This window comes from Streptomyces sp. ISL-11 (assembly GCF_018614525.1).
Lineage (GTDB): Bacteria > Actinomycetota > Actinomycetes > Streptomycetales > Streptomycetaceae > Streptomyces.
Window position 1 is genome coordinate 1 of record NZ_JAGGOL010000110.1, and the last position, 17,530, is coordinate 17,530.

Annotated in this window: 16 protein-coding genes and 1 rRNA gene; 8 read left to right on the plus strand and 9 right to left on the minus strand. The window is 71.5% G+C overall.

Annotation, left to right across the window (positions count from 1 at the left end):
• Window positions 1-51 precede the first annotated feature (51 nt).
• A 5S ribosomal RNA gene (gene rrf, locus J7E86_RS22045) occupies window positions 52-168 on the plus strand.
• A gap of 104 nt (window positions 169-272) precedes the next feature.
• Here rrf and J7E86_RS22050 read toward each other — a convergent pair.
• A complete protein-coding gene (locus J7E86_RS22050; protein ID WP_215083477.1) occupies window positions 273-1,244 on the minus strand; it encodes a hydroxyacid dehydrogenase in 972 nt (323 codons plus the stop codon).
• A gap of 111 nt (window positions 1,245-1,355) precedes the next feature.
• Here J7E86_RS22050 and J7E86_RS22055 point away from each other — a divergent pair, with 111 nt between their 5' ends.
• From J7E86_RS22055 to J7E86_RS22070, 4 genes are all read left to right on the plus strand, one after another.
• Window positions 1,356-1,913 (plus strand): GNAT family N-acetyltransferase, encoded by a 558-nt coding sequence (locus J7E86_RS22055; RefSeq protein ID WP_215083467.1) that lies wholly within the window; start codon window positions 1,356-1,358, stop codon window positions 1,911-1,913.
• Complete coding sequence (locus J7E86_RS22060; RefSeq protein WP_215083468.1) at window positions 1,913-3,091, plus strand: sensor histidine kinase; 1,179 nt, start codon at window positions 1,913-1,915, stop codon at window positions 3,089-3,091. The genes J7E86_RS22055 and J7E86_RS22060 overlap by 1 nt, the downstream gene beginning before the upstream one ends.
• Window positions 3,088-3,762: a response regulator transcription factor gene (locus tag J7E86_RS22065; RefSeq protein WP_215083469.1), complete on the plus strand. Its 675-nt coding sequence runs from the start codon at window positions 3,088-3,090 to the stop codon at window positions 3,760-3,762. The genes J7E86_RS22060 and J7E86_RS22065 overlap by 4 nt, the downstream gene beginning before the upstream one ends.
• A 95-nt stretch (window positions 3,763-3,857) precedes the next feature.
• Window positions 3,858-5,000, plus strand: a complete 1,143-nt coding sequence (locus tag J7E86_RS22070; protein ID WP_215083470.1) for a serine hydrolase — start codon at window positions 3,858-3,860, stop codon at window positions 4,998-5,000.
• Between the two features lie 4 nt (window positions 5,001-5,004).
• Here J7E86_RS22070 and J7E86_RS22075 read toward each other — a convergent pair whose 3' ends face one another.
• The 6 genes from J7E86_RS22075 to J7E86_RS22100 form a co-directional block, all read right to left on the minus strand.
• Complete coding sequence (locus J7E86_RS22075; protein ID WP_308312676.1) at window positions 5,005-6,438, minus strand: type VI secretion protein; 1,434 nt, start codon at window positions 6,436-6,438, stop codon at window positions 5,005-5,007.
• A gap of 3 nt (window positions 6,439-6,441) precedes the next feature.
• On the minus strand, window positions 6,442-7,875 hold the full coding sequence (locus J7E86_RS22080; RefSeq protein ID WP_215083471.1) for an ATP-binding protein: 1,434 nt from the start codon (window positions 7,873-7,875) through the stop codon (window positions 6,442-6,444).
• A gap of 11 nt (window positions 7,876-7,886) precedes the next feature.
• Window positions 7,887-9,440, minus strand: a complete 1,554-nt coding sequence (locus J7E86_RS22085) for an SCO6880 family protein (RefSeq protein WP_215083479.1) — start codon at window positions 9,438-9,440, stop codon at window positions 7,887-7,889.
• A gap of 2 nt (window positions 9,441-9,442) precedes the next feature.
• Window positions 9,443-10,783 carry a hypothetical protein gene (locus tag J7E86_RS22090; protein ID WP_215083472.1) on the minus strand — a complete coding sequence of 447 codons (1,341 nt, stop codon included), beginning with the start codon at window positions 10,781-10,783 and terminating at the stop codon, window positions 9,443-9,445.
• Window positions 10,773-11,651 carry a hypothetical protein gene (locus J7E86_RS22095; protein WP_215083480.1) on the minus strand — a complete coding sequence of 293 codons (879 nt, stop codon included), beginning with the start codon at window positions 11,649-11,651 and terminating at the stop codon, window positions 10,773-10,775. The genes J7E86_RS22090 and J7E86_RS22095 overlap by 11 nt, the downstream gene beginning before the upstream one ends.
• Before the next feature lie 263 nt (window positions 11,652-11,914).
• Window positions 11,915-12,223, minus strand: a complete 309-nt coding sequence (locus J7E86_RS22100; RefSeq protein WP_215083473.1) for a hypothetical protein — start codon at window positions 12,221-12,223, stop codon at window positions 11,915-11,917.
• Between the two features lie 348 nt (window positions 12,224-12,571).
• Between J7E86_RS22100 and J7E86_RS22105 the strand changes: the two genes are divergently transcribed.
• Entirely contained in the window at window positions 12,572-13,903 is a 1,332-nt protein-coding gene (locus J7E86_RS22105; protein ID WP_215083474.1) for a serine/threonine-protein kinase, read from the plus strand.
• A gap of 156 nt (window positions 13,904-14,059) precedes the next feature.
• Here the strand turns inward: J7E86_RS22105 and J7E86_RS22110 are convergent, their stop codons facing one another.
• A complete protein-coding gene (locus J7E86_RS22110; RefSeq protein ID WP_215083475.1) occupies window positions 14,060-14,263 on the minus strand; it encodes a DUF397 domain-containing protein in 204 nt (67 codons plus the stop codon).
• Between the two features lie 130 nt (window positions 14,264-14,393).
• On the opposite strand from J7E86_RS22110, the gene J7E86_RS22115 reads away from it, so the two are divergent.
• Together J7E86_RS22115 and J7E86_RS22120 are read left to right on the plus strand one after the other, a co-directional pair.
• A complete protein-coding gene (locus tag J7E86_RS22115) occupies window positions 14,394-15,401 on the plus strand; it encodes a bifunctional lytic transglycosylase/C40 family peptidase (RefSeq protein ID WP_308312677.1) in 1,008 nt (335 codons plus the stop codon).
• Between the two features lie 193 nt (window positions 15,402-15,594).
• A complete protein-coding gene (locus J7E86_RS22120; protein ID WP_251019506.1) occupies window positions 15,595-16,320 on the plus strand; it encodes a phosphatase PAP2 family protein in 726 nt (241 codons plus the stop codon).
• A gap of 320 nt (window positions 16,321-16,640) precedes the next feature.
• Here the strand turns inward: J7E86_RS22120 and J7E86_RS22125 are convergent.
• The coding region (locus J7E86_RS22125) for a BBE domain-containing protein (RefSeq protein WP_215083476.1) at window positions 16,641-17,530 on the minus strand (890 nt) is incomplete at its 5' end.

A 17,530-nucleotide genomic window follows, 5' to 3' on the forward strand; every position in this document is an offset into this window, starting at 1 on the left:
GGTTCTGAAGTAACGACCGTGTTGTGTTCCGGTGGGTTAACTTCATAGAGTTTCGGTGGTCATAGCGTTAGGGAAACGCCCGGTTACATTTCGAACCCGGAAGCTAAGCCTTTCAGCGCCGATGGTACTGCATGGGGGACCGTGTGGGAGAGTAGGACGCCGCCGAACAATTTTTAGAGAAAGCCCCGGTGGGAACTTCGGTTCCTACCGGGGCTTTCTCGCGTTTCCCGGCAGAATTCCCATTCCCGCCCCCCTTCACGTTCCCGCCCCCTTCATGCCAGCCGGTCCAGATCTCCCCGTCTCACCCGTCCCGCCGGCGGCACACCGTTCACCAGCCGTGCCACCTCCTCCACCGCCCACGCGCCGAGTCGACGTGCCTCGCTGCCCTGAGCCCCCGCCACATGGGGAGTGACCAGCACGTTCGGCATGTGCAGCAGTGGATGACCGGCCGGCAGCGGCTCCGGATCCGTGACATCGAGCATCGCGTCCAAGCGGCCCGTCGCGCACTCGCGGGTGAGAGCGAACGTATCGATGAGCGCACCACGCGCCGTATTGATGACCGTGCCGCCGTCGGGAATCAGGGCGAGGTGCCGGGCATCGAGCAGACGGTACGTCTCCGGGGTATGGGGCGCGTGCACCGTGACGATGTCGGAAGCCCCGCACAGTTCGTCGAGCCCGACGGCCTCCGCGCCCAGGCCGGCCGCGTCGGGGCCCGCAACGTACGGGTCGTAGAGCAGGATCCGGTAGCCGGCATCCGAGGCGCGCAGGCCGGCGATGACGCGGCGTCCGATGCGAGAGGCGCCGATGACGCCGATGGTGCGGCCGTCCGCCCCCCGGCGGTCGGGGAAGGCGGGCCACCCCGCCTCGTACGCCGCCGCTGCCGTGAACGCCCCCTTCGCGGCGAAGGTGAGGGCCGCGAGGGTGAAGTCGGCGACCGGGCCGGCGTTGGCCTCCGCCGCGGAGGAGACGACGATGCCCCGCTCCCAGACGCCCTCCGTCACCAGACGCCTGACCGACCCGGCGGCGTGGACCACCGCTCGTAGATGCGGGGAGCCGTCCAGCACCTCCTCCGTCAACGGCGGACAGCCCCACCCCGTGATGAGGATTTCGGCGCGTGCCAATGTCTCGCGCGCCCCCGGTGCCGTGAGTGCGCCGGTGAGGGTGCCGGGGACCGGCTCCGCGAACTCGCCGAGCCGTGCCCGTAGATCGGAGGGAAGAACCGCCGCGGCCTCGGCCGCTCCCATGGCCACTGCGACGACCGTCGGCCGTGTCTCGTTCACGCGCTGCCCCATGCCCGCGGCAGGGAGAGGGAAAACACCTTGCCCGTGCCGTGAGCGCAGGGTGACGATCAGCGGATGGAGCACACCATCAGGACCGTACGCGCCGGCGAGTGGGAGCGGGTCAAGGAGTTGCGGCTCGCCGGGCTCGGTGACCCGGCCGCGCCGGTCGCCTTTCTCGACACCTACGAGAACGCGGTCGCCCGCCCCGACGCCTACTGGCGGGAACGGGCGCGCGGCAACACCGACGGCGACACCGCCACCACCTTCATCGCCGAGGGCCCGGACGGAGGGTGGGCGGGGACGGTGACCGTGCGCCTCGAACTGCCCGGCGTGGACAACGCCTTCGGCACCCCGGCCGGCATGCCCCAGACGCACCTCACCGGAGTGTTCGTCCGCCCCGAACACAGGGGCACCGGTCTGGCGGATGCGCTCTTCCGCGCCGCGATCGACCACTCCTGGTCTCTCGACGAGCCCCGCGTCGCACGCGTACGCCTGTACGTGCACGAGAGGAATGACCGCGCCCGGGCCTTCTACCGCAAGCTCGGCTTCGAGCCGACCGGTGAGGCACTGCCGCTGGAGGCCGATCCGTCGGCGTTCGAACACGAGATGTCGCTCGCCCGCCCCCGCCGCTGATGACCGCCCTGCTCCGCCGGCTCCGCGCGGCCGGACCGTGGACCGTCGACGTCGTGGTCACCGCCGTCGTGCAGGCGGCGGTGACCATTCCCTTCGTCGTCCCGCGCGCGCCCGACGTCCCGCCCGCGACCTGGTTCTTCTACGGGATGACGACGCTGTCCGTGCTGCCCCTGCTGTGGCGCGGCCGGGCCCCTTTCGCCGTGCTGTGCGCGATCACGGTGGCCGGGCTCGCGTATCTGCCGATGGACGGGCCGGGGCAGCCCATGCCGTACAGCCCGATGGTGGCGATCTTCTCGGTCGCCTACGGGGCGGGCCGGTGGCAACGGCGGGTGACGATCGGCGCCGGTCTTCCGCTCATCGCGGTGTCCGTCGCCCTGCGCACCAACACCGCGCGCGAGTACCTGTTCGCCTTCTTCCTCTTCACCATGGTGTACGTGCTCGGTGTGCTGGCGCGCACCCGTCAGGCGTACACCGAGGCCGTCGAGGCGCGGGCGGCCGAGCTGGAGCGGGCCCGGTTGGTGGAGGCCGAGCGGGCGGCGGAGCGCGAACGGGCCCGGATCGCCCGGGAGATGCACGACATCCTGTCGCACGCCGTGAGTCTGATGATCGTTCAGGCGGAGGCCGGACCGCTGGTCGTCCGGTCCGACCCCGACCGCGCGGAAGCGGCCTTCGACGCCATCGCCGGCGCGGGCCGGGACGCGATGGTGCAGCTGCGGCGGATGCTGGGCGTCCTCAAGGACGGCCCCGAGGGCACCCGCGACCCGCAGCCGACGCTGGCCGGACTGGACGGCCTGGTCGGCGAGGTGCGGCGCACGGGGCTGGAGGTGGACCTGAGCACGGAGGGGGAGGCACGGACGCTCGCCGCGGACGCGCAGGTGACGGTCTACCGCGTGGTGCAGGAGGCGCTGACGAACGTCATCAAGCACGCCGCGGCCCAATCGGTGTCCGTGCGGCTCGTATGGGAGCCGGACCGGCTGACCGCCACGGTGACCGACGACGGGACGGGCGTGCCGCGTGCCTCGGGCCGGGGGAGCGGCAAGGGCCTGATCGGCATCCGGGAGCGCGCCGCGGCCCACGGCGGCTCGGCGTCCTGCGGGCCGCTGCCGGGATCCCAGGGGTACCGCGTTGCCCTGGTACTGCCCGTCGTGGTCCCCTCTTCCTCGGGGGTGAGGAGTTGACGATCCGTGTGGTGGTGGCCGACGACCAGGAGCTGGTGCGCGGCGGCTTCGCGATGATCCTGGCCGCCCAGCCCGACATCGAGGTCGTGGCCGAGGCGGGGAACGGCGCCGAGGCGGTCGAGGCGGCGCGCCGGCATCGGCCCGACGTCGTGCTGCTCGACATCCGCATGCCGGTCATGGACGGCATCGAGGCGGCGCGCGTGGTGTGCGCGGAGACGGACTGCAAGGTCGTCATGCTGACGACCTTCGACCAGGACGACTACGTGTACGAGGCGCTGCACGCGGGCGCGAGCGGCTTCCTCCTCAAGGACGTGCGCCGCGACGACCTGGTGCACGCCGTACGGGTCGTCGTCGCCGGTGACTCGCTGCTGGCGCCCTCGGTGGCCCGGCGGCTGGTCGCCGACTTCACCGGGCGCGGCCGGGCGGCTCCGGCGCCGGAGCTGGGCGCGCTCACCTCGCGCGAGCGGGAGACGCTCGTCCTGCTGGGGCGGGGCCTGTCGAACGCCGAGATCGCGGCCGCGCTGGTGGTCAGCGAGCACACGGTCAAGACGCACGTGAGCAATGTGCTGTCGAAGCTGGGGCTGCGCGACCGGATCCAGGCGGTGATCTGCGCGTACGAGACGGGGCTGATCACTCTCGGGGCGCGGACGGGACCTCCCTCGCGCGGGTGATGTCGGGGCGCCCGGATACCCCTCGCGTCGGCGATCCGCCGGGCGGTGCGGATCACGAGGATGGAAATCCGCACCGATCGACCGGAGGAACTCCCATGCGCCGTAAGACCATCGCCGTCGCCATAGCCGTCGCCGCCGCCCTGGGCGCGGGCGTCGCCGTCCCCGCGGCGGCCGCTCCGCACGCGGGAGCCCCGCACACGCGGCAGCGGGTGCCGGCGAACGCCGAGGCCCTGCGCCAGGCGATCGCCGGGCTGCCGGACGCTGGCGCGACCGCCGCCCAGGTCCGCTTCGGCGGCAAGGACGGCAGCTGGGCGGGTACGTCGGGCGAGGCCGACCTCCGTACGCACCGGGCACCGAAGGGCGACGAGCGGTTCCGGGCCGGGAGCATCACCAAGGCGTTCACGGCCGCCACCGCCCTCCAGCTCGTCCACGAGGGCAAGCTGTCCCTCGACGGGACGGTCCAGCGCTACCTGCCCGGTCTGCTGCCGGCCCACTACCCGGACGTCACCGTCGGCCAGCTGCTGAACTACACCAGCGGATTGCCGAGCGCCGACGGCTCGTTCGAGTCCGACCTGAAGGAACGCTTCACCAGCTGGGACCACCGCGAGCTGGTCCAGCGTGCCTTCACCAAGCCCATGAACTTCACGCCCGGCACGCGGCAGGAGTACTCCAACATCGGCTACAACGTGCTGGGCCTGCTCATCGAGAAGGCGACCGGTCACTCGTACGAGCGAGAGGTGCGGGAGCGGGTCATCGACCGCGCGGGCCTGAAGGACACGTACAGCCCCGGTGACGCCGCCGGGATCCGGGGACGGCACACGCACGGCTACCAGCTCTCCAAGGGGGAGCTGTTCGACGCGACCGAGTGGAACCAGTCGATCACCTGGGCCTCGGGGGACCTCATCACCACCACGGCGGACCTGGAGCGCTTCACGTCCGCGCTCTTCCGCGGCCGCGTCGTGCCGAAGGCCGAGCTGGAGCTGATGTTCACCGTTCCGGACGTCCCGGCGTACGGCAAGCACGAGAAGGCCGCGTACACCAGCGGGCTCACCCGCATCGAGCTCGGCGACACGGTGGTCTGGGGCAAGAGCGGCGGCCGCTACGGCTACCTCAACGGCTTCGGTGCCACCCGCGACCTGTCCCGCACCCTCGTGTACTCCGTGAACGCCACGGAGGCCAAGAGCGAGAAGGGCACCCCGGTCGTCGGGAAGATCATCAAGGCGGCCTTCGGGTCGTGAGCCGTCACCCCACCAGGGTGCGGTGCGGCCAGCGGGCGCGGGCCTGTTCCTCGGAGCGCATCAGCGCGTACGCCGGCAGGCCCTGGTCCGCGCCGGTGGTGAGCAGGTCCGGCAGGGCGGGCAGGGGCGCGACGGCGGCGACGTCGTCCAGCACGAGGGTCAGTGGTGGGTCGAGCCGACCGGAGGATGACCGTCCGGCCATGCCCCGGCCGTGCTCGACCACGCTTGCGACGAGGGCGGTCAACAGAGGCATCGCACCCGGACGGGTCCGGGGATCCTCAATCGCCTCACCCAGCACGTACAGCGTTCCCCGCTCGGCGAGGAATGATTCCCACGCGAGCGAATCGGCTCGATTTGGGTTGCACGCGTCGCGGATATGAACGGAAGAAAGGGAGTTCAGGGCCCGTGCGGTCAACTCCTGAGCCATCTCCCTGCGTTCCGGGTGGCCGGTGAGCGCGGACTCCAGTTCGCCCGCCGCGCCGCCCGCCGCCTTGGGGTGCGTCCGGAGGATCCGTACGGGCTCGTGCCCCGAACTCCCCTGTGTCCAGCGGAGTATCTGGCGGAACGGCCTGCCGTCGACGGCCGCGGCGTGCAGCCAGCAGCGCAGCAAGGTCTCGGCGGTGTCCGCGGTCGCCGAGTCCAGGGCGCTCAGGGGGCGTACGGGAGCGAGCAGCGCGGTCGCGCGCGCGGCGGCGGTGTCGCGGACGTCGCAACCGGTCAGGGGCGACCAGCGGAGGCGGTCCGGTGTGTCGAGGAGATGGCCGGGATCGAAGGCGTGGACGGGGCCGAGCTTGGCGCGGGAGTCCTTGGTGTCGGCCCAGAGCGCCGGGTCGGCGGTCGTGACGAGGACGGGCCCCGCGGCTTCGAGGATCAGACGGGTGGCGGTCTCGCGCCGGCCGGTGCCGTAGAGGACGCGGGGGGTGGCGGGCGGGGGCCCGGTGGGGAGTGGCGCCGCGGGCGGTGGGAGTACGGGGGCGGGGGCGGTCTCGGCCGCGGCCGAGACGGCGGTCACGGCCTGGACGGCTATGGTCGTCGGTTCCTCCGTTCGGGCATCCGGCACGCCCGCCCGCCGCCGGGCCCGTACCGCCCGCCAGCGGGCCACCGTGCCGAGGACGAACACCCCGAGCACGATGAGGACGAGCAGTTCGCCGATGAGCAGCCCCCAGAAGAGCCCGTACCCCGACAGCGCACCGGCCGCGGTGTCCGGCCAGGCGGCGGACAGATCGCTGGGCCGTGTCAGCAGGTGGCGCAGGGCCAGGGGCGTACGGGCCAGGGTGACGCCGTCCGGCCAGCCGCCGTGCGCGAGGAGCGCCGCCAGGCCGGTCGTCGCCCAGATCAGGAGCGTCAGCCCCAGCAGCAGCGCGATGACGCCGACCAGCAGGCCGTCCGGAATGCCACGTTCGGGCTGTCGGTGGTTCAGGTTCCCGGGGCCGGCCACGGGTCAGGCCACCGTCGGTTCGGAGGAGCCGTACGCCTCGTCCGCGAGCCGGGCCTCCATCGCCGCGGCCGCGCGATCGGCGGCCGCCGCCTCCGCCGCGAGCTCGCGGGCGAGGTCGTCCCGGGCCAGGTCGTCGCCGTCCTCGGTCATGGCGCGGTCGGTGTAGACCAGCGGCTTCTCGGCCTCGGTGATCAGGTGCTTGACCACTTGGACATTGCCGTTGACGTCCCAGACGGCGATGCCGGGCGTCAGCGTCGGAATGATCTCCACGGCCCACCGGGGCAGCCCGAGCACCCGGCCCGTCGCCCTCGCCTCGTCGGCCTTCTGGGCGTAGATGGTGCGGGTCGAGGCCATCTTGAGGATCGCCGCCGCCTCCCGCGCCGCCGCGCCGTCGACCACGTCGGACAGGTGGTGGACCACCGCGACGAAGGACAGGCCGAGCCGGCGCCCGAACTTCAGCAGCCGCTGGAAGAGCTGGGCGACGAACGGCGAGTTGATGATGTGCCACGCCTCCTCGACCAGGAAGATGCGCTTCTTGCGGTCCGGGCGGATCCAGGTGTGCTCCAGCCAGACGCCGACGATCGCCATCAGGATGGGCATGGCGATGGAGTTGCGGTCGATGTGCGAGAGGTCGAAGACGATCAGCGGTGAGTCGAGGTCGATCCCGGCCGACGTCGGACCGTCGAACATGCCCCGCAGGTCACCGTCGACCAGCCGGTCCAGCACCAGCGCGACGTCCAGGCCCCATGCCCGTACATCGTCTATGTCGACATTCATCGACTCCGCGGACTCCGCCTCGGGGTGGCGGAGCTGTTCGACGATGTCCGTCAGCACGGGTTGACGGTCGAGGATGGTCTCGTTGACGTACGCGTGCGCCACCTTGAGGGCGAAGCCCGAGCGCTCGTCCAGGCCGCGCCCCATCGCGACCTCGATGATCGTGCGCAGCAGGGCGAGCTGCCCGGTCGTCGTGATCGAGGGGTCCAGCGGGTTGAGGCGGATGCCGCCGTTGAGGGCGGCCGTCGGATCGAGGCGGATGGGGGTTATCCCCAGCTGCCGCGCGATGAGGTTCCACTCGCCCACCCCGTCCTCGCCCTGCGCGTCGAGGACGACGACCTGCCGGTCGCGGAAGCGCAGCTGACGCAGCACATAGGTCTTCTCCAGGGCCGACTTGCCGTTGCCGGACTCGCCGAGGACGAGCCAGTGCGGGGCCGGCAGCTGCTGCCCGTACAGCTGGAACGGGTCGTAGATGTACCCCTTCCCGGAGTACACCTCGCGCCCGATGATCACACCGGAGTCGCCGAGGCCGGGGGCCGCGGTCGGGAGGTAGACGGCCTGGGCCTGGCCGGTGGAGGTCCGCACGGGCAGCCGGGTGGTCTCCACCTTTCCGAAGAGGAAGCTGGTGAACGCCTCGGTGACGGTGGCGAGCGGATCGAGCACGGCGGTTGCCCCTATCGTCGGATGCCGGTCGCGAACGGCAGCGTGTTGACGAAGGCCCGGTGGTGCTCGCGGTCGCACCACTCCAGCTTGAGATAGCTCTTGCCCGCGGAGGCTCTTATGGTCCGCTTGTCGCGCGCGAGCGCCTCGGGCGAGCGCGAGGACACGGTGATGTAGCCGACGAGGTTGACGCCCGCCGCGCCGCTGGCGAGGTCCTCGCCGCGCTGGTCCACGCGCGTGTGGTGGGCGACGTCGCGCGGGTCGACGACCCGGTTCATCTTGGCGGCGCGGGAGGCGTCCGCGTCGTCGTTGGTCTTCTCGGTCAGCATCCGCTCGATGGCCACGTCGGTCGGCTCCAGGTCCATGCAGACGGCGACCGTACGGATGACGTCCGGGGTATGGACGAGCAGCGGTGCGAGGAAGTTGACCCCCACGGGTGTCATCGGCCACTCCTTCACCCACGCGGTGGCGTGACACCAGGGGGCGCGCGTTGACGACTCGCGCGTCTTGGCCTGGAGGTAGGTGGGCTCCATGGCGTCCAGCTCGGCCGGCCAGGCGTTGCGCTGCGTCATGGCCTGGAGGTGGTCGATGGGGTGGTCCGGGTCGTACATGGAGTGCACCAGCGACGCCAGCCGGCCCTGCCCGAGGGGCTGCCGCACCCGGATGTCGGCCTCGGCGAGCCGGGCGCAGATGTCGGTGAGCTCCCGCGCCATGACGACGGCCAGCCCGCCGTCCCGGTCCAGCCGCCGGCTGCCGCCCTCGTGCCGCGAGGCGCGGGCGATGGCCTGCGCCTCGGCGGACAGCTCACGGGTGTAGTGCATGCAGGCCACGAGGTACGCGCGGTGCTGCTCGGAGGAGGTCGACACCATCGACTGCAACTGCTCGTAGGAGTCCTTGAGCCACTTGGGCGATTTCTCGTCCCCTCGCCGCTCGACGTCCTTGGCGTGCGCGTCGGGGTCGGCGGGCAGCGTACGGGCCAGTATCTGCAGCCGCGTCACATACCCGTCCCCGTTGGCGACGTGCTTGAGCAGCGTCCCGAAGCGGTCGACCAGCGCCTCCTGGTCCTCCGAGTCGCGCAGGCCCACACCGGGCCCCTCGATCTCGATCGCCGCGGTGACCGTGCGGCGGTCGGCGTGCAGCAGCACGGCGATCTCGTCCGGCCCGAACGGAGCGGCGAGCCAGCTGATCCGCCCGATCCCCGGCGGCGGCCCCACCTCGACCTCGCGCCCGTCCAGGCGCGTACCGGCCTCGCTGACGCCCGAGCGGTAGGCGGTGCCCCGGCGCAGGGTGCGCTTGTACGTGCGGTTGATCTCGAACCACTTGTAGAACGTGCGGTGTTTGTACGGCACGTAGACCGCCGCCAGCGCCAGCATCGGGAAGCCGGTCAGCGTCAGGATCCGCAAGGGGAGGATCGGCACCAGGAGGCCGCACATCATGCCCAGGAACGCCCCGGCGATGATCAGGGAGATCTCGCCGGTCTCCCGGTTCTTGCCGACGACCGCGTTGGGACGGGCACGGCCGATCAGATACGTACGGCGGGCCGCGATCGGCTGGGACTGGGCCTGCATCGTCAACTCCGCTCACCTCCTGGGGTATTGCTGCGGTTCTGCGCACGCGGCCGGGGCGGGGCGGAAGGAGTGCTTCCGTTACCGCCGCCACCGCCGCCGCTCGCCGCCGGGCGGGCCGGGGCGCGGGTGCTGTGGGCGGCGACCCCGCCCGAGACGGAGTTGGCCGGCCGCGCCTGCTGGCCGCTCCCGCCGCCGGAGCCGCGGGCGCTGTGGGTGGTGATGCCCTGCTTGACCAGGGCGGCGGGCGAGGAGATCACGGCGGCGGCCTGCCGGGACGCCGCGTCCTTGCTGGCGCCCCGGGTGCTGACGATCTCGTCACCGAACCCGGGGACGAATCGGTAGATCATCGCACTGGCGAAGATGGCGAGAATGATGATGGCGAGGCCGGACACGACCGCGGAGAAGGAGTCCGGGCCCTTCCCCGAGGACAGCGCCCCGGCCAGGCCCAGCACGATCACGACGATCGGCTTGACCAGGATCACCGCGATCATGATCCCGGCCCAGCGGCGCACGTGCCCCCACATGTTCTTGTCGACCAGCCCGGCGTAGACGGCGGTGCCGAGCAGCGCGCCGACGTAGAGCAGGGCGGCCCGGATGACCAGCTCCAGCCAGAGCACACCGGCGGCGAGCACGGAGACCAGGGACACCACGATCAGCATGATCGGGCCGCCGCCGATGCCGTCGCCCTTCTTGAGCGCGTCGGCGAAGCCGCCGAAGAAGGCGTCGTTGTTCGCGTTCGTGCCGGTGGAGAGCACTTCGGTGACGGCGTCGGTGGCCGAGACGAGTGTGTAGAGGATCAGCGGCGTGAAGGCGGAGGCGAGCACGGTCAGCCACAGGAACCCGACGGCCTCGGTGAACGCCTCGGTGAACGGCACCCCGCGCACGGCCCGCTTGGCGACGGCCAGCAGCCACAGCACGAGCGTGAGGATGGTGGAGGCGGCGAAGACGACGGCGTACTGGCGGAGGAAGGTGGCGTTGGTGAAGTCGACGTTGCCGGTGGCGTGCACGGCGTCGGAGAGCTTCTTGATGATCCAGGACGCGGCGTCGGCGCACCCTTTGGCGAGGGAGGCGAGGGGGTCGAGGGCGGTTTGGGGGTCGGGGGCGGACGGCGCTGAACTCTTGCCGTCCTTGCCCTCGCAGAAGCTCTTGGCCTGGCCCACGATGAGGTCGCAGGAGCTCTTGCCGCCCGCGCTCGGCGAGGTCGACGGCGCCGGCGAGGTGGTCGGCGTGGGCGTGGGTGTCGGAGCGGCGGCCGCCCGCGAGGCCAGCGCGACCAGTGTCAGTTGGGCGGAGACCACTACGGCCGTGAGCGACAGGCCACGGTGGCGGCGGCTACCTGGCATAAGTGAACCCTCCGTAACCGTTGACCGCGTTCGTGATCTCGTCGGCACCCGAGGCGCGGACATCGCCGGCGACGGGTGCGGGGCCCTGCTTCTGCTCGGAGGAGGCGATCTTCCAGTCGCCGTTCACCCAGTGGAGCTTCTGGGTGAGGGTGAACCACGTCTGGCTGACCGGCTTGGTCGACCCCTGGCCCGCGAGGCCGACCAGGCCCGCGCACCAGACCTCGACGGTGGCCTCGGAGTCGTTGTACGAGGTGGCCTTCGAGCCGATCGGCATGGTGCGGGAGACGAATGTCTGGCCCTTCGGCGCCGAGCCGTCGGGGTTGAGCCCGAGGTTCTGGAAGAGGCTCCCGGCGTACGCCTTGTCGAGCTCCTTCTGGAGCACGGGGGCGGCTTCGGGTGTGTGGATGGCGTCGACGATCCCGTGGCGCGTCTCCGCCCGGAACATCCCGTCCCCCCCCAGCGCCACCGCGTAATTCGCCGCCGCCGACTGCGCCCCCTGCTCGGTGTGGGCGAACCCCGAGGCGATCCCCCCGGTCTTCCCGGCCACGGGCTTCGTGCCGGAGGGTGCCGTCGGCCGGGCGCTCACCTTGCCCGCGTCCTTGTCGGAGTCGTCCGACGCGGAGTCCCCGCCGCCTCTGTTCGCGAAGGCGATGGCCGCGATGAGGAGGACCACGACGCCGACGACCGTCATCAGGTTCCGGCTGGGCCTGCCCGTGCGGCCGCCGCGGCCACCGCGGCGGGACGGGCCGTACGGGTCGCCCTCGCCCTCCGGGAGGCGGGTGCGCGTCAGGTGGCGGTCGTCGCCGTGGTCACCGCCCGCCCGGCCGGAGTCCCGGCCGTTGCCGTAGCCGTCGTCGCCGAGGCTCATCGCGCGCACGTCCCCTCATACGTCGTCGCCGCTGTGTCTCCCGCATATGACGGTAGCGGCGGGAGGGCGATCCCGGGGGAGGAGTACGAGGGGGTGTGAGGGGGCATCAGGTGGCAGCCTCGGTGCGGGGGGACTCGGGGACGAGAGGGTCTGCGCGGGGGTGATGCGCGGCGGGCCGGATGGTGTCGGTGGGGTGGATGGTGACAGAGCTACTCGCGGGGCGCATGGGCGGGTTGGAGTCGGCCGCCGACGGGGCCGTGGGGTCAGACGGCCATGCCGTAGACAATGGTGAACAGCGTGCCGAGCGAGCCGATGATGAAGACACCGGTCAGGCCGGCCACGATCAGGCCCTTGCCCTGCTCCGCGCTGAACGTGTCCCGCAGCGCCGTCGCGCCGATGCGCTGCTTGGCCGCGCCCCAGATCGCGATGGCCAGGCAGAGGAGGATGGCCACGGCCATGACGACCTCGACCATGATGCGGGCCTCTTGGCCGAGGTTGCCGAACGGCCCCCAGTTAGGAGCGATTCCGCCAATGATGGTGTTGATGTCGCCCTTTGCGGCTGCCAGAAACATTTGTAACTCACCGCCCCTTTATGGGTGTTGCACCGCCCTCGCCGCGCGGCAAAGGTCGGGACCTATCTTCGCTGACGATGCCGCCCTCGCATGTCGACTTGGCGTCATTTTTTGGCGAAACCCGTATGCATCACGGTCGCCCTCGGTCTGACCTGCGACGCGAAGCGTTGTCAGTGGGGAGAACTATGGTGACTCTGTGTATCACGCGCGTGGACGCGGAGCAATGTCGATGTGGGGCGGGGGTCATGGGGATGTTCAAACGACTATGTGTTCGGTCGGTACGCTGTCGGGTGCGCCGCCCGGATCGCATCGGGGGCATCGGGGGCGTCGAGAACAAGGGTGGTACGGGTGCTGGTTGCCGATCGGTACCGGCTGGACGAGCTGCTCGGCCGTGGCGGCATGGGCGAAGTCTGGCAGGCCCGGGACGAAGTGCTGGGTCGTCAGGTCGCGGTCAAGCTCCTGCTCGGCGACGACGGGGACGAATCCGCCGCGAGCCGATTCCGGCTGGAGGCCCAGACGGCCGCCCGCCTGAATCACCCTCAGGTGGTCGCCGTCTACGACTTCGGGTCCTGGGACGGCCGCTTCTACCTGGTCATGGAGCTCGTGCGGGGCCCGAGCCTGGCCCAGGAGCTCGCCGCGCACGGCAGCCTGGGCCCGGAGCGCGTCGCCTCCATCGCCGCGCAGACCGCGTCGGGCCTGGCGGCCGCCCACCGGCAGGGAGTGGTCCACCGCGACGTCAAGCCCGGCAACCTGATGCTGGACGCCGACGGCACCCTGAAGATCGGCGACTTCGGCATCGCCCGCTTCGTCGACGAGACCTCGGCCGCGCTGACCAGGGTCGGTCAGATCGTCGGCACCAGCACCTACCTCGCCCCGGAGCGGGCCCTCGGCCGGATGGCCGGACCCGCCTCCGACGTGTACGCACTGGGGTGCGTGCTCTACCAGCTGCTCGTCGGCCGGCCGCCCTTCTGGGCGGACAGCCCGACCGCGCTGCTCTACCTCCACGTCGACACACCGCCCGAGCCCCCGCGCCGCCACCGGCCGGACCTCACGCCCGCCTTCGAGAGCTACCTGCTGCGGATGCTGGCCAAGCAGCCGGAGGAGCGGCCCTCGGCGCAGGAGGTGGCGGAGTGGTTCGCGGGGCCGGAGCGGCATGAGGCACCGCGGGTGGCGGCCGTGCCGATGCCGGTGGCCGCGCCTGTGCCTGCGCCCACGTCTGTGCCCGCTCCCATGACCGCGCAGGCGCCGTTGCCTGCCCCGGCGGTCGCGCCCGCCCCTTTCGGCCCGCCGATACCCGGGCCGACGGCGGTCGTGCCGGGTCCCGCGCCCGTACGGCACTCCTCGACGCGACGGAAGGGCGCGGGGGGCAAGGGTGTTCGGAATCCTCGGGTCCTGGCCAGTGCCGCGGCCGGCGTGGTGGCGTTCGTGGCCGCGGCGGTGATCGGGGCGTCGGTATTCGGATCGGACGGTGGGGCTCCGCAGCGGCCCGAGGCGCAGCCGTCGCAGTCGGCGGACCAGGGGGCAGGGCCCGCGGGGCGGACGCCGGCGGCCGATCCGGAGGCGCCGCGGGTGGTGCCGGCGGCGGAGGCGTCTTCGACTCCGTCGCGGTCCGAGCGTCCTAAGCCGAAGAAGAAGTCGGGTGACAAGCGGGACCGGGGGGACGGCAAGGACGACGGCTGAGCGGGGGGAGGGGGCTTTTCCCCTACCCGCCCCTTCCCGAACTGGGGCTCCGCCCCAGACCCCGGTCCTCAATCGCCGGACGGGCTGAAGTAGGCGCCCGGACCGGATGGAGTGGGCGCCCGGACCGTTTGGAGTGGGCGCCCCGATCGGCTGTCCTTACTCGATCCCCTCCACGAAATGGTCGAACTCGCCTGCCTTGACGCCCAGGACGAACGCGTCCCACTTCGCGTCGGTCGTCACGACGATCTCGTCCGGCTTGTGGTTCTCGCGGATGTAGACGTTGCCGTCGTCGCCGAACGCCACCTCCAGGTATTCGGTCTCGTCGCCGTCGGTCGCCGGAATCCAGTTGAGCTCGGTCACGGTCCCCCCTCATGGGATGTGCGCGGGGCAGGATGCCGGCGCCCACGATAGAGGAGGACCGTACGCCGACGGATGGGCGGACGTAGGGAATTCATGGGTACGGAGCGAGCTCCTGGGGGAGGATTGCGGGGTGCGGAAGCTCTGGGTGGGCGTGGGTGCCGGCATCGCGATGTGCCTCTGTTTCATCGGGCTGCTCGTCATCGGGGTGTACTCGGCCGCTTCGAACCTGCTGGGCGGCGGGGGCGGGAAGTCGGTCGGCCTGGCGCAGGGCGCCGTGCCGGCGCAGTACCAGCAGCTCGTACAGGAGTGGGGCAATCTCTGCCCGGCGTTGAACCCGGCGCTGCTCGCCGCGCAGATCTATTCGGAGAGCGCCTGGAATCCCAAGGCCGTGAGCCCGGCGGACGCGCGGGGGATAGCGCAGTTCATCCCCGGCACATGGGATACGCACGCCATCGACGCCAACAAGGACGGCAAGCGCGACATCTGGGATCCGCAGGACGCGATCCCGTCGGCGGCCGTCTACGACTGCGAGCTGTCCAAATACGTCAAGGACGTGCCCGGCGACCTCTCGGACAACATGCTGGCGTCCTACAACGCGGGTTCCTACGCGGTCATCCAGTACCGCGGGGTGCCGCCGTACAACGAGACCCAGGGCTATGTGAAGGCGATCCGCTCGCTGGAGAAGAGCTTCGCGCGGCCGGTCGGGCGGGTGGCGCCCTCGCAGCAGGCGGCCGCGGCGATCTACTACGCGCAGGAGAAGCTCGGCACGCCGTATCTGTGGGGCGGCGACGGCACCGCCGAGGACCGGGGGCGCTTCGACTGCTCGGGCCTGACGAAGGCCGCGTACGAATCGGTGGGCATCGAGCTGCCGCGCGTGGCCAACGACCAGTGGAACGCGGGCGCCCACCCCAAGCGGGACGAGCTGCTCCCCGGGGACCTCGTCTTCTTCGCCTACGACCTGAAGGACCCGCGGAGCATTCACCACGTGGGGCTGTACGTCGGCGGCGGATACATGATCAACGCCCCTTACACCGGGGCCGTGATCCGCTTCGACAAGATCGACACACCGGACTACATCGGGGCCACCCGGGTGACCAAGGATGGCGCGAAAGCGTTGTCCAGAGGCAACGCCGCCTAGCGCCGGGACCCGGGCTGCGACGATGGGTCACCCTTCGATAACGTCCTGGTGATCATTGAGTGGAGAGTGGAACGCCCGGCCGGAGTGGCGCGTTCCATGGAAGTGGGCAAGCAGCGTCGGAAGACGGGGCGCACGGACCACGGGGGTCGGTAGCTGGACGTAGTGACAGGCGACAGATAAGGGGCCACGACACATGGCTGGACTCGCGGTGGGGCACCCCATGTCGACGGCCGCAAGTGGGTCGAACCCCGACACCAGTGTGTTGTACGACATCAACGGTCTCGCCAAGGCGGCCCCCAACTGGGCCGACCGCGCCGTGGAGTTCATCGGCGAGTACGGGATCGTGTTCGGGCTCGGCGTGCTCATGCTCTGTGCCTGGTGGAGCGCGCGGAAGCGCGAGGACGCCCCCGCGGGTGTCGCCGCGCTGCTGTGGGCGCCGCTCGCCGCCGGGCTCGCGCTGCTGGTCAACGTCCCGATCCGGGGCTTCGTCAAGCGGCCCAGGCCCTTCCTCGACCACTCCGGCCTGGAGGTCCTGGTCAAGGGCAAGACCGACTACTCCTTCGTCAGCGACCACGCGACGCTGACCATGGCGCTCGGTGTGGCCCTCTTCGTCGCCCACCGCAAGTACGGCCTGATCGGCATCGGCCTCGCCTTCCTCGAAGGCTTCTGCCGGGTCTACATGGGCGTGCACTACCCGACGGACGTCGTCGGCGGCCTGGCGCTCGGCACGGCCGTCACGCTGCTGCTGGCGCCCCTCGCGATGATGCTGCTCACGCCGCTGACCCGCTGGGTCGCCGGTACGCGCGCCGGCCGGCTCGTACGGTCCCGGAAGGCCGCCGCGCCGGTGGTGACCGCGGAGCCCGCCGGGCGGGGCCTTCCGGAGCAGCCGGTGCACCGGGACAACGACCTGGCGGCGTGAGCGCCCTACGCCGTGTCCGGCGGATCATGTGAGCGGGTGCTGCGGGCCGTGTCGTCCGCACCACCGCTTGCGCGGCGGTGTCCTCAATCTCCCCCAGCTACCGCTGGGGGTGCCCCCAACGGGCTGAAAGCGGCTGAGCCCAGCCACAATCAAGCCCGTTTGGGGGCACCTCCCAGCGGTAGCTGGGGGAGTATGAGGACGCGCCCGCAGGGCGCCCGCCGCCGCAGGCGGCAAAGACGGCCCGCCCCGCAGCAGGCGGCCAGGCGGCAAAGACGGCCCGCCGCCGAAGATCCGCCGGGCACGGCCTGGGCCCCGGGGGGCTACAGCGCCTGCGGGAAGTCGAAGAGACGCTCGGGGTCGTACTGCCCCTTGAGCTTCGCCAGCCGGCCCGCCGCGTCGCCGTAGTACGCCTTCCGCCAGTCCTTCAGGCCCGCGTCCGCGTAGTTCTGGTAGGCGGCGCCCGAGGCGTACCGCCGCAGGGCCGCGTGCGTGCCGTCCAGCCAGGAGACCTGCGGGGCGCCGGAGCCGCCCGCCGCCCAGGAGGTCAGGTACTGGGCGAGGAAGCGCGAGCGGCGGTGGACGAACGCGGTCGCCAGCGGCTGGACGCGGTTGACCGCGCCGCCGAGCGCCGTCAGCTGTATCGAGGCGCCACCGCTGCCGCCCTTCTTGCTGAAACGTTCCACCTGGTCGGTGAGGGCGCGGATCCCCGCCGCGTTCAGCGAGCGGTCGTAGAAGTCGGAGCGGGCCGCGTAGGTCTCCCGCTGGAGGGTGCCCGCGGACTCGCGGCCGGGTGTCCCGCCGGGCAGGTGGCACTGCGTCGTCGACTTCTCGCCGCAGCCCGCGTAGGCGCGCACGGTGTCGAGGTGGGAACGGCGCCGCAGGCGTATCCCGTTCGAGGAGCCGCCGACCTTGGCGACGAGCTGGTCGAGGGCGTTCTCCAGGTCGCCGTACGTGCCGAGGGAGTACGCGGCGACGGAGACGTGCGGCGTGCCGCCGGCGGCCGCCGACAGGTCGCAGGAGGACCAGATCTCGTCCGGGCGGGTCGGCCCCCACTCCTGCCACACGCGCAGCACGTCAGCGGCCTTGGACCAGGGCCAGGAGACGTATCCGGAGACGCCTTCGTGCGCCTTGTGGGTGCGGAAGCGGAGCTCGGTCACCACGCCGAAGTTGCCGTTGCCCGCGCCGCGCAGCGCCCAGAAGAGGTCCGCGT

Excerpts from the sequence above, each read along its gene's own strand:
- J7E86_RS22070 (WP_215083470.1), top strand. The coding sequence starts at position 3,858 with ATGCGCCGTAAGACCATCGCCGTCGCCATAGCCGTCGCCGCCGCCCTG.
- J7E86_RS22085 (WP_215083479.1), bottom strand. The coding sequence starts at position 9,440 with ATGCAGGCCCAGTCCCAGCCGATCGCGGCCCGCCGTACGTATCTGATC.
- J7E86_RS22050 (WP_215083477.1), bottom strand. The coding sequence starts at position 1,244 with ATGGGAGCGGCCGAGGCCGCGGCGGTTCTTCCCTCCGATCTACGGGCA.
- J7E86_RS22095 (WP_215083480.1), bottom strand. The coding sequence starts at position 11,651 with ATGAGCCTCGGCGACGACGGCTACGGCAACGGCCGGGACTCCGGCCGG.
- J7E86_RS22055 (WP_215083467.1), top strand. The coding sequence starts at position 1,356 with ATGGAGCACACCATCAGGACCGTACGCGCCGGCGAGTGGGAGCGGGTC.
- J7E86_RS22090 (WP_215083472.1), bottom strand. The coding sequence starts at position 10,783 with ATGCCAGGTAGCCGCCGCCACCGTGGCCTGTCGCTCACGGCCGTAGTG.
- J7E86_RS22100 (WP_215083473.1), bottom strand. The coding sequence starts at position 12,223 with ATGTTTCTGGCAGCCGCAAAGGGCGACATCAACACCATCATTGGCGGA.
- J7E86_RS22060 (WP_215083468.1), top strand. The coding sequence starts at position 1,913 with ATGACCGCCCTGCTCCGCCGGCTCCGCGCGGCCGGACCGTGGACCGTC.
- J7E86_RS22120 (WP_251019506.1), top strand. The coding sequence starts at position 15,595 with ATGGCTGGACTCGCGGTGGGGCACCCCATGTCGACGGCCGCAAGTGGG.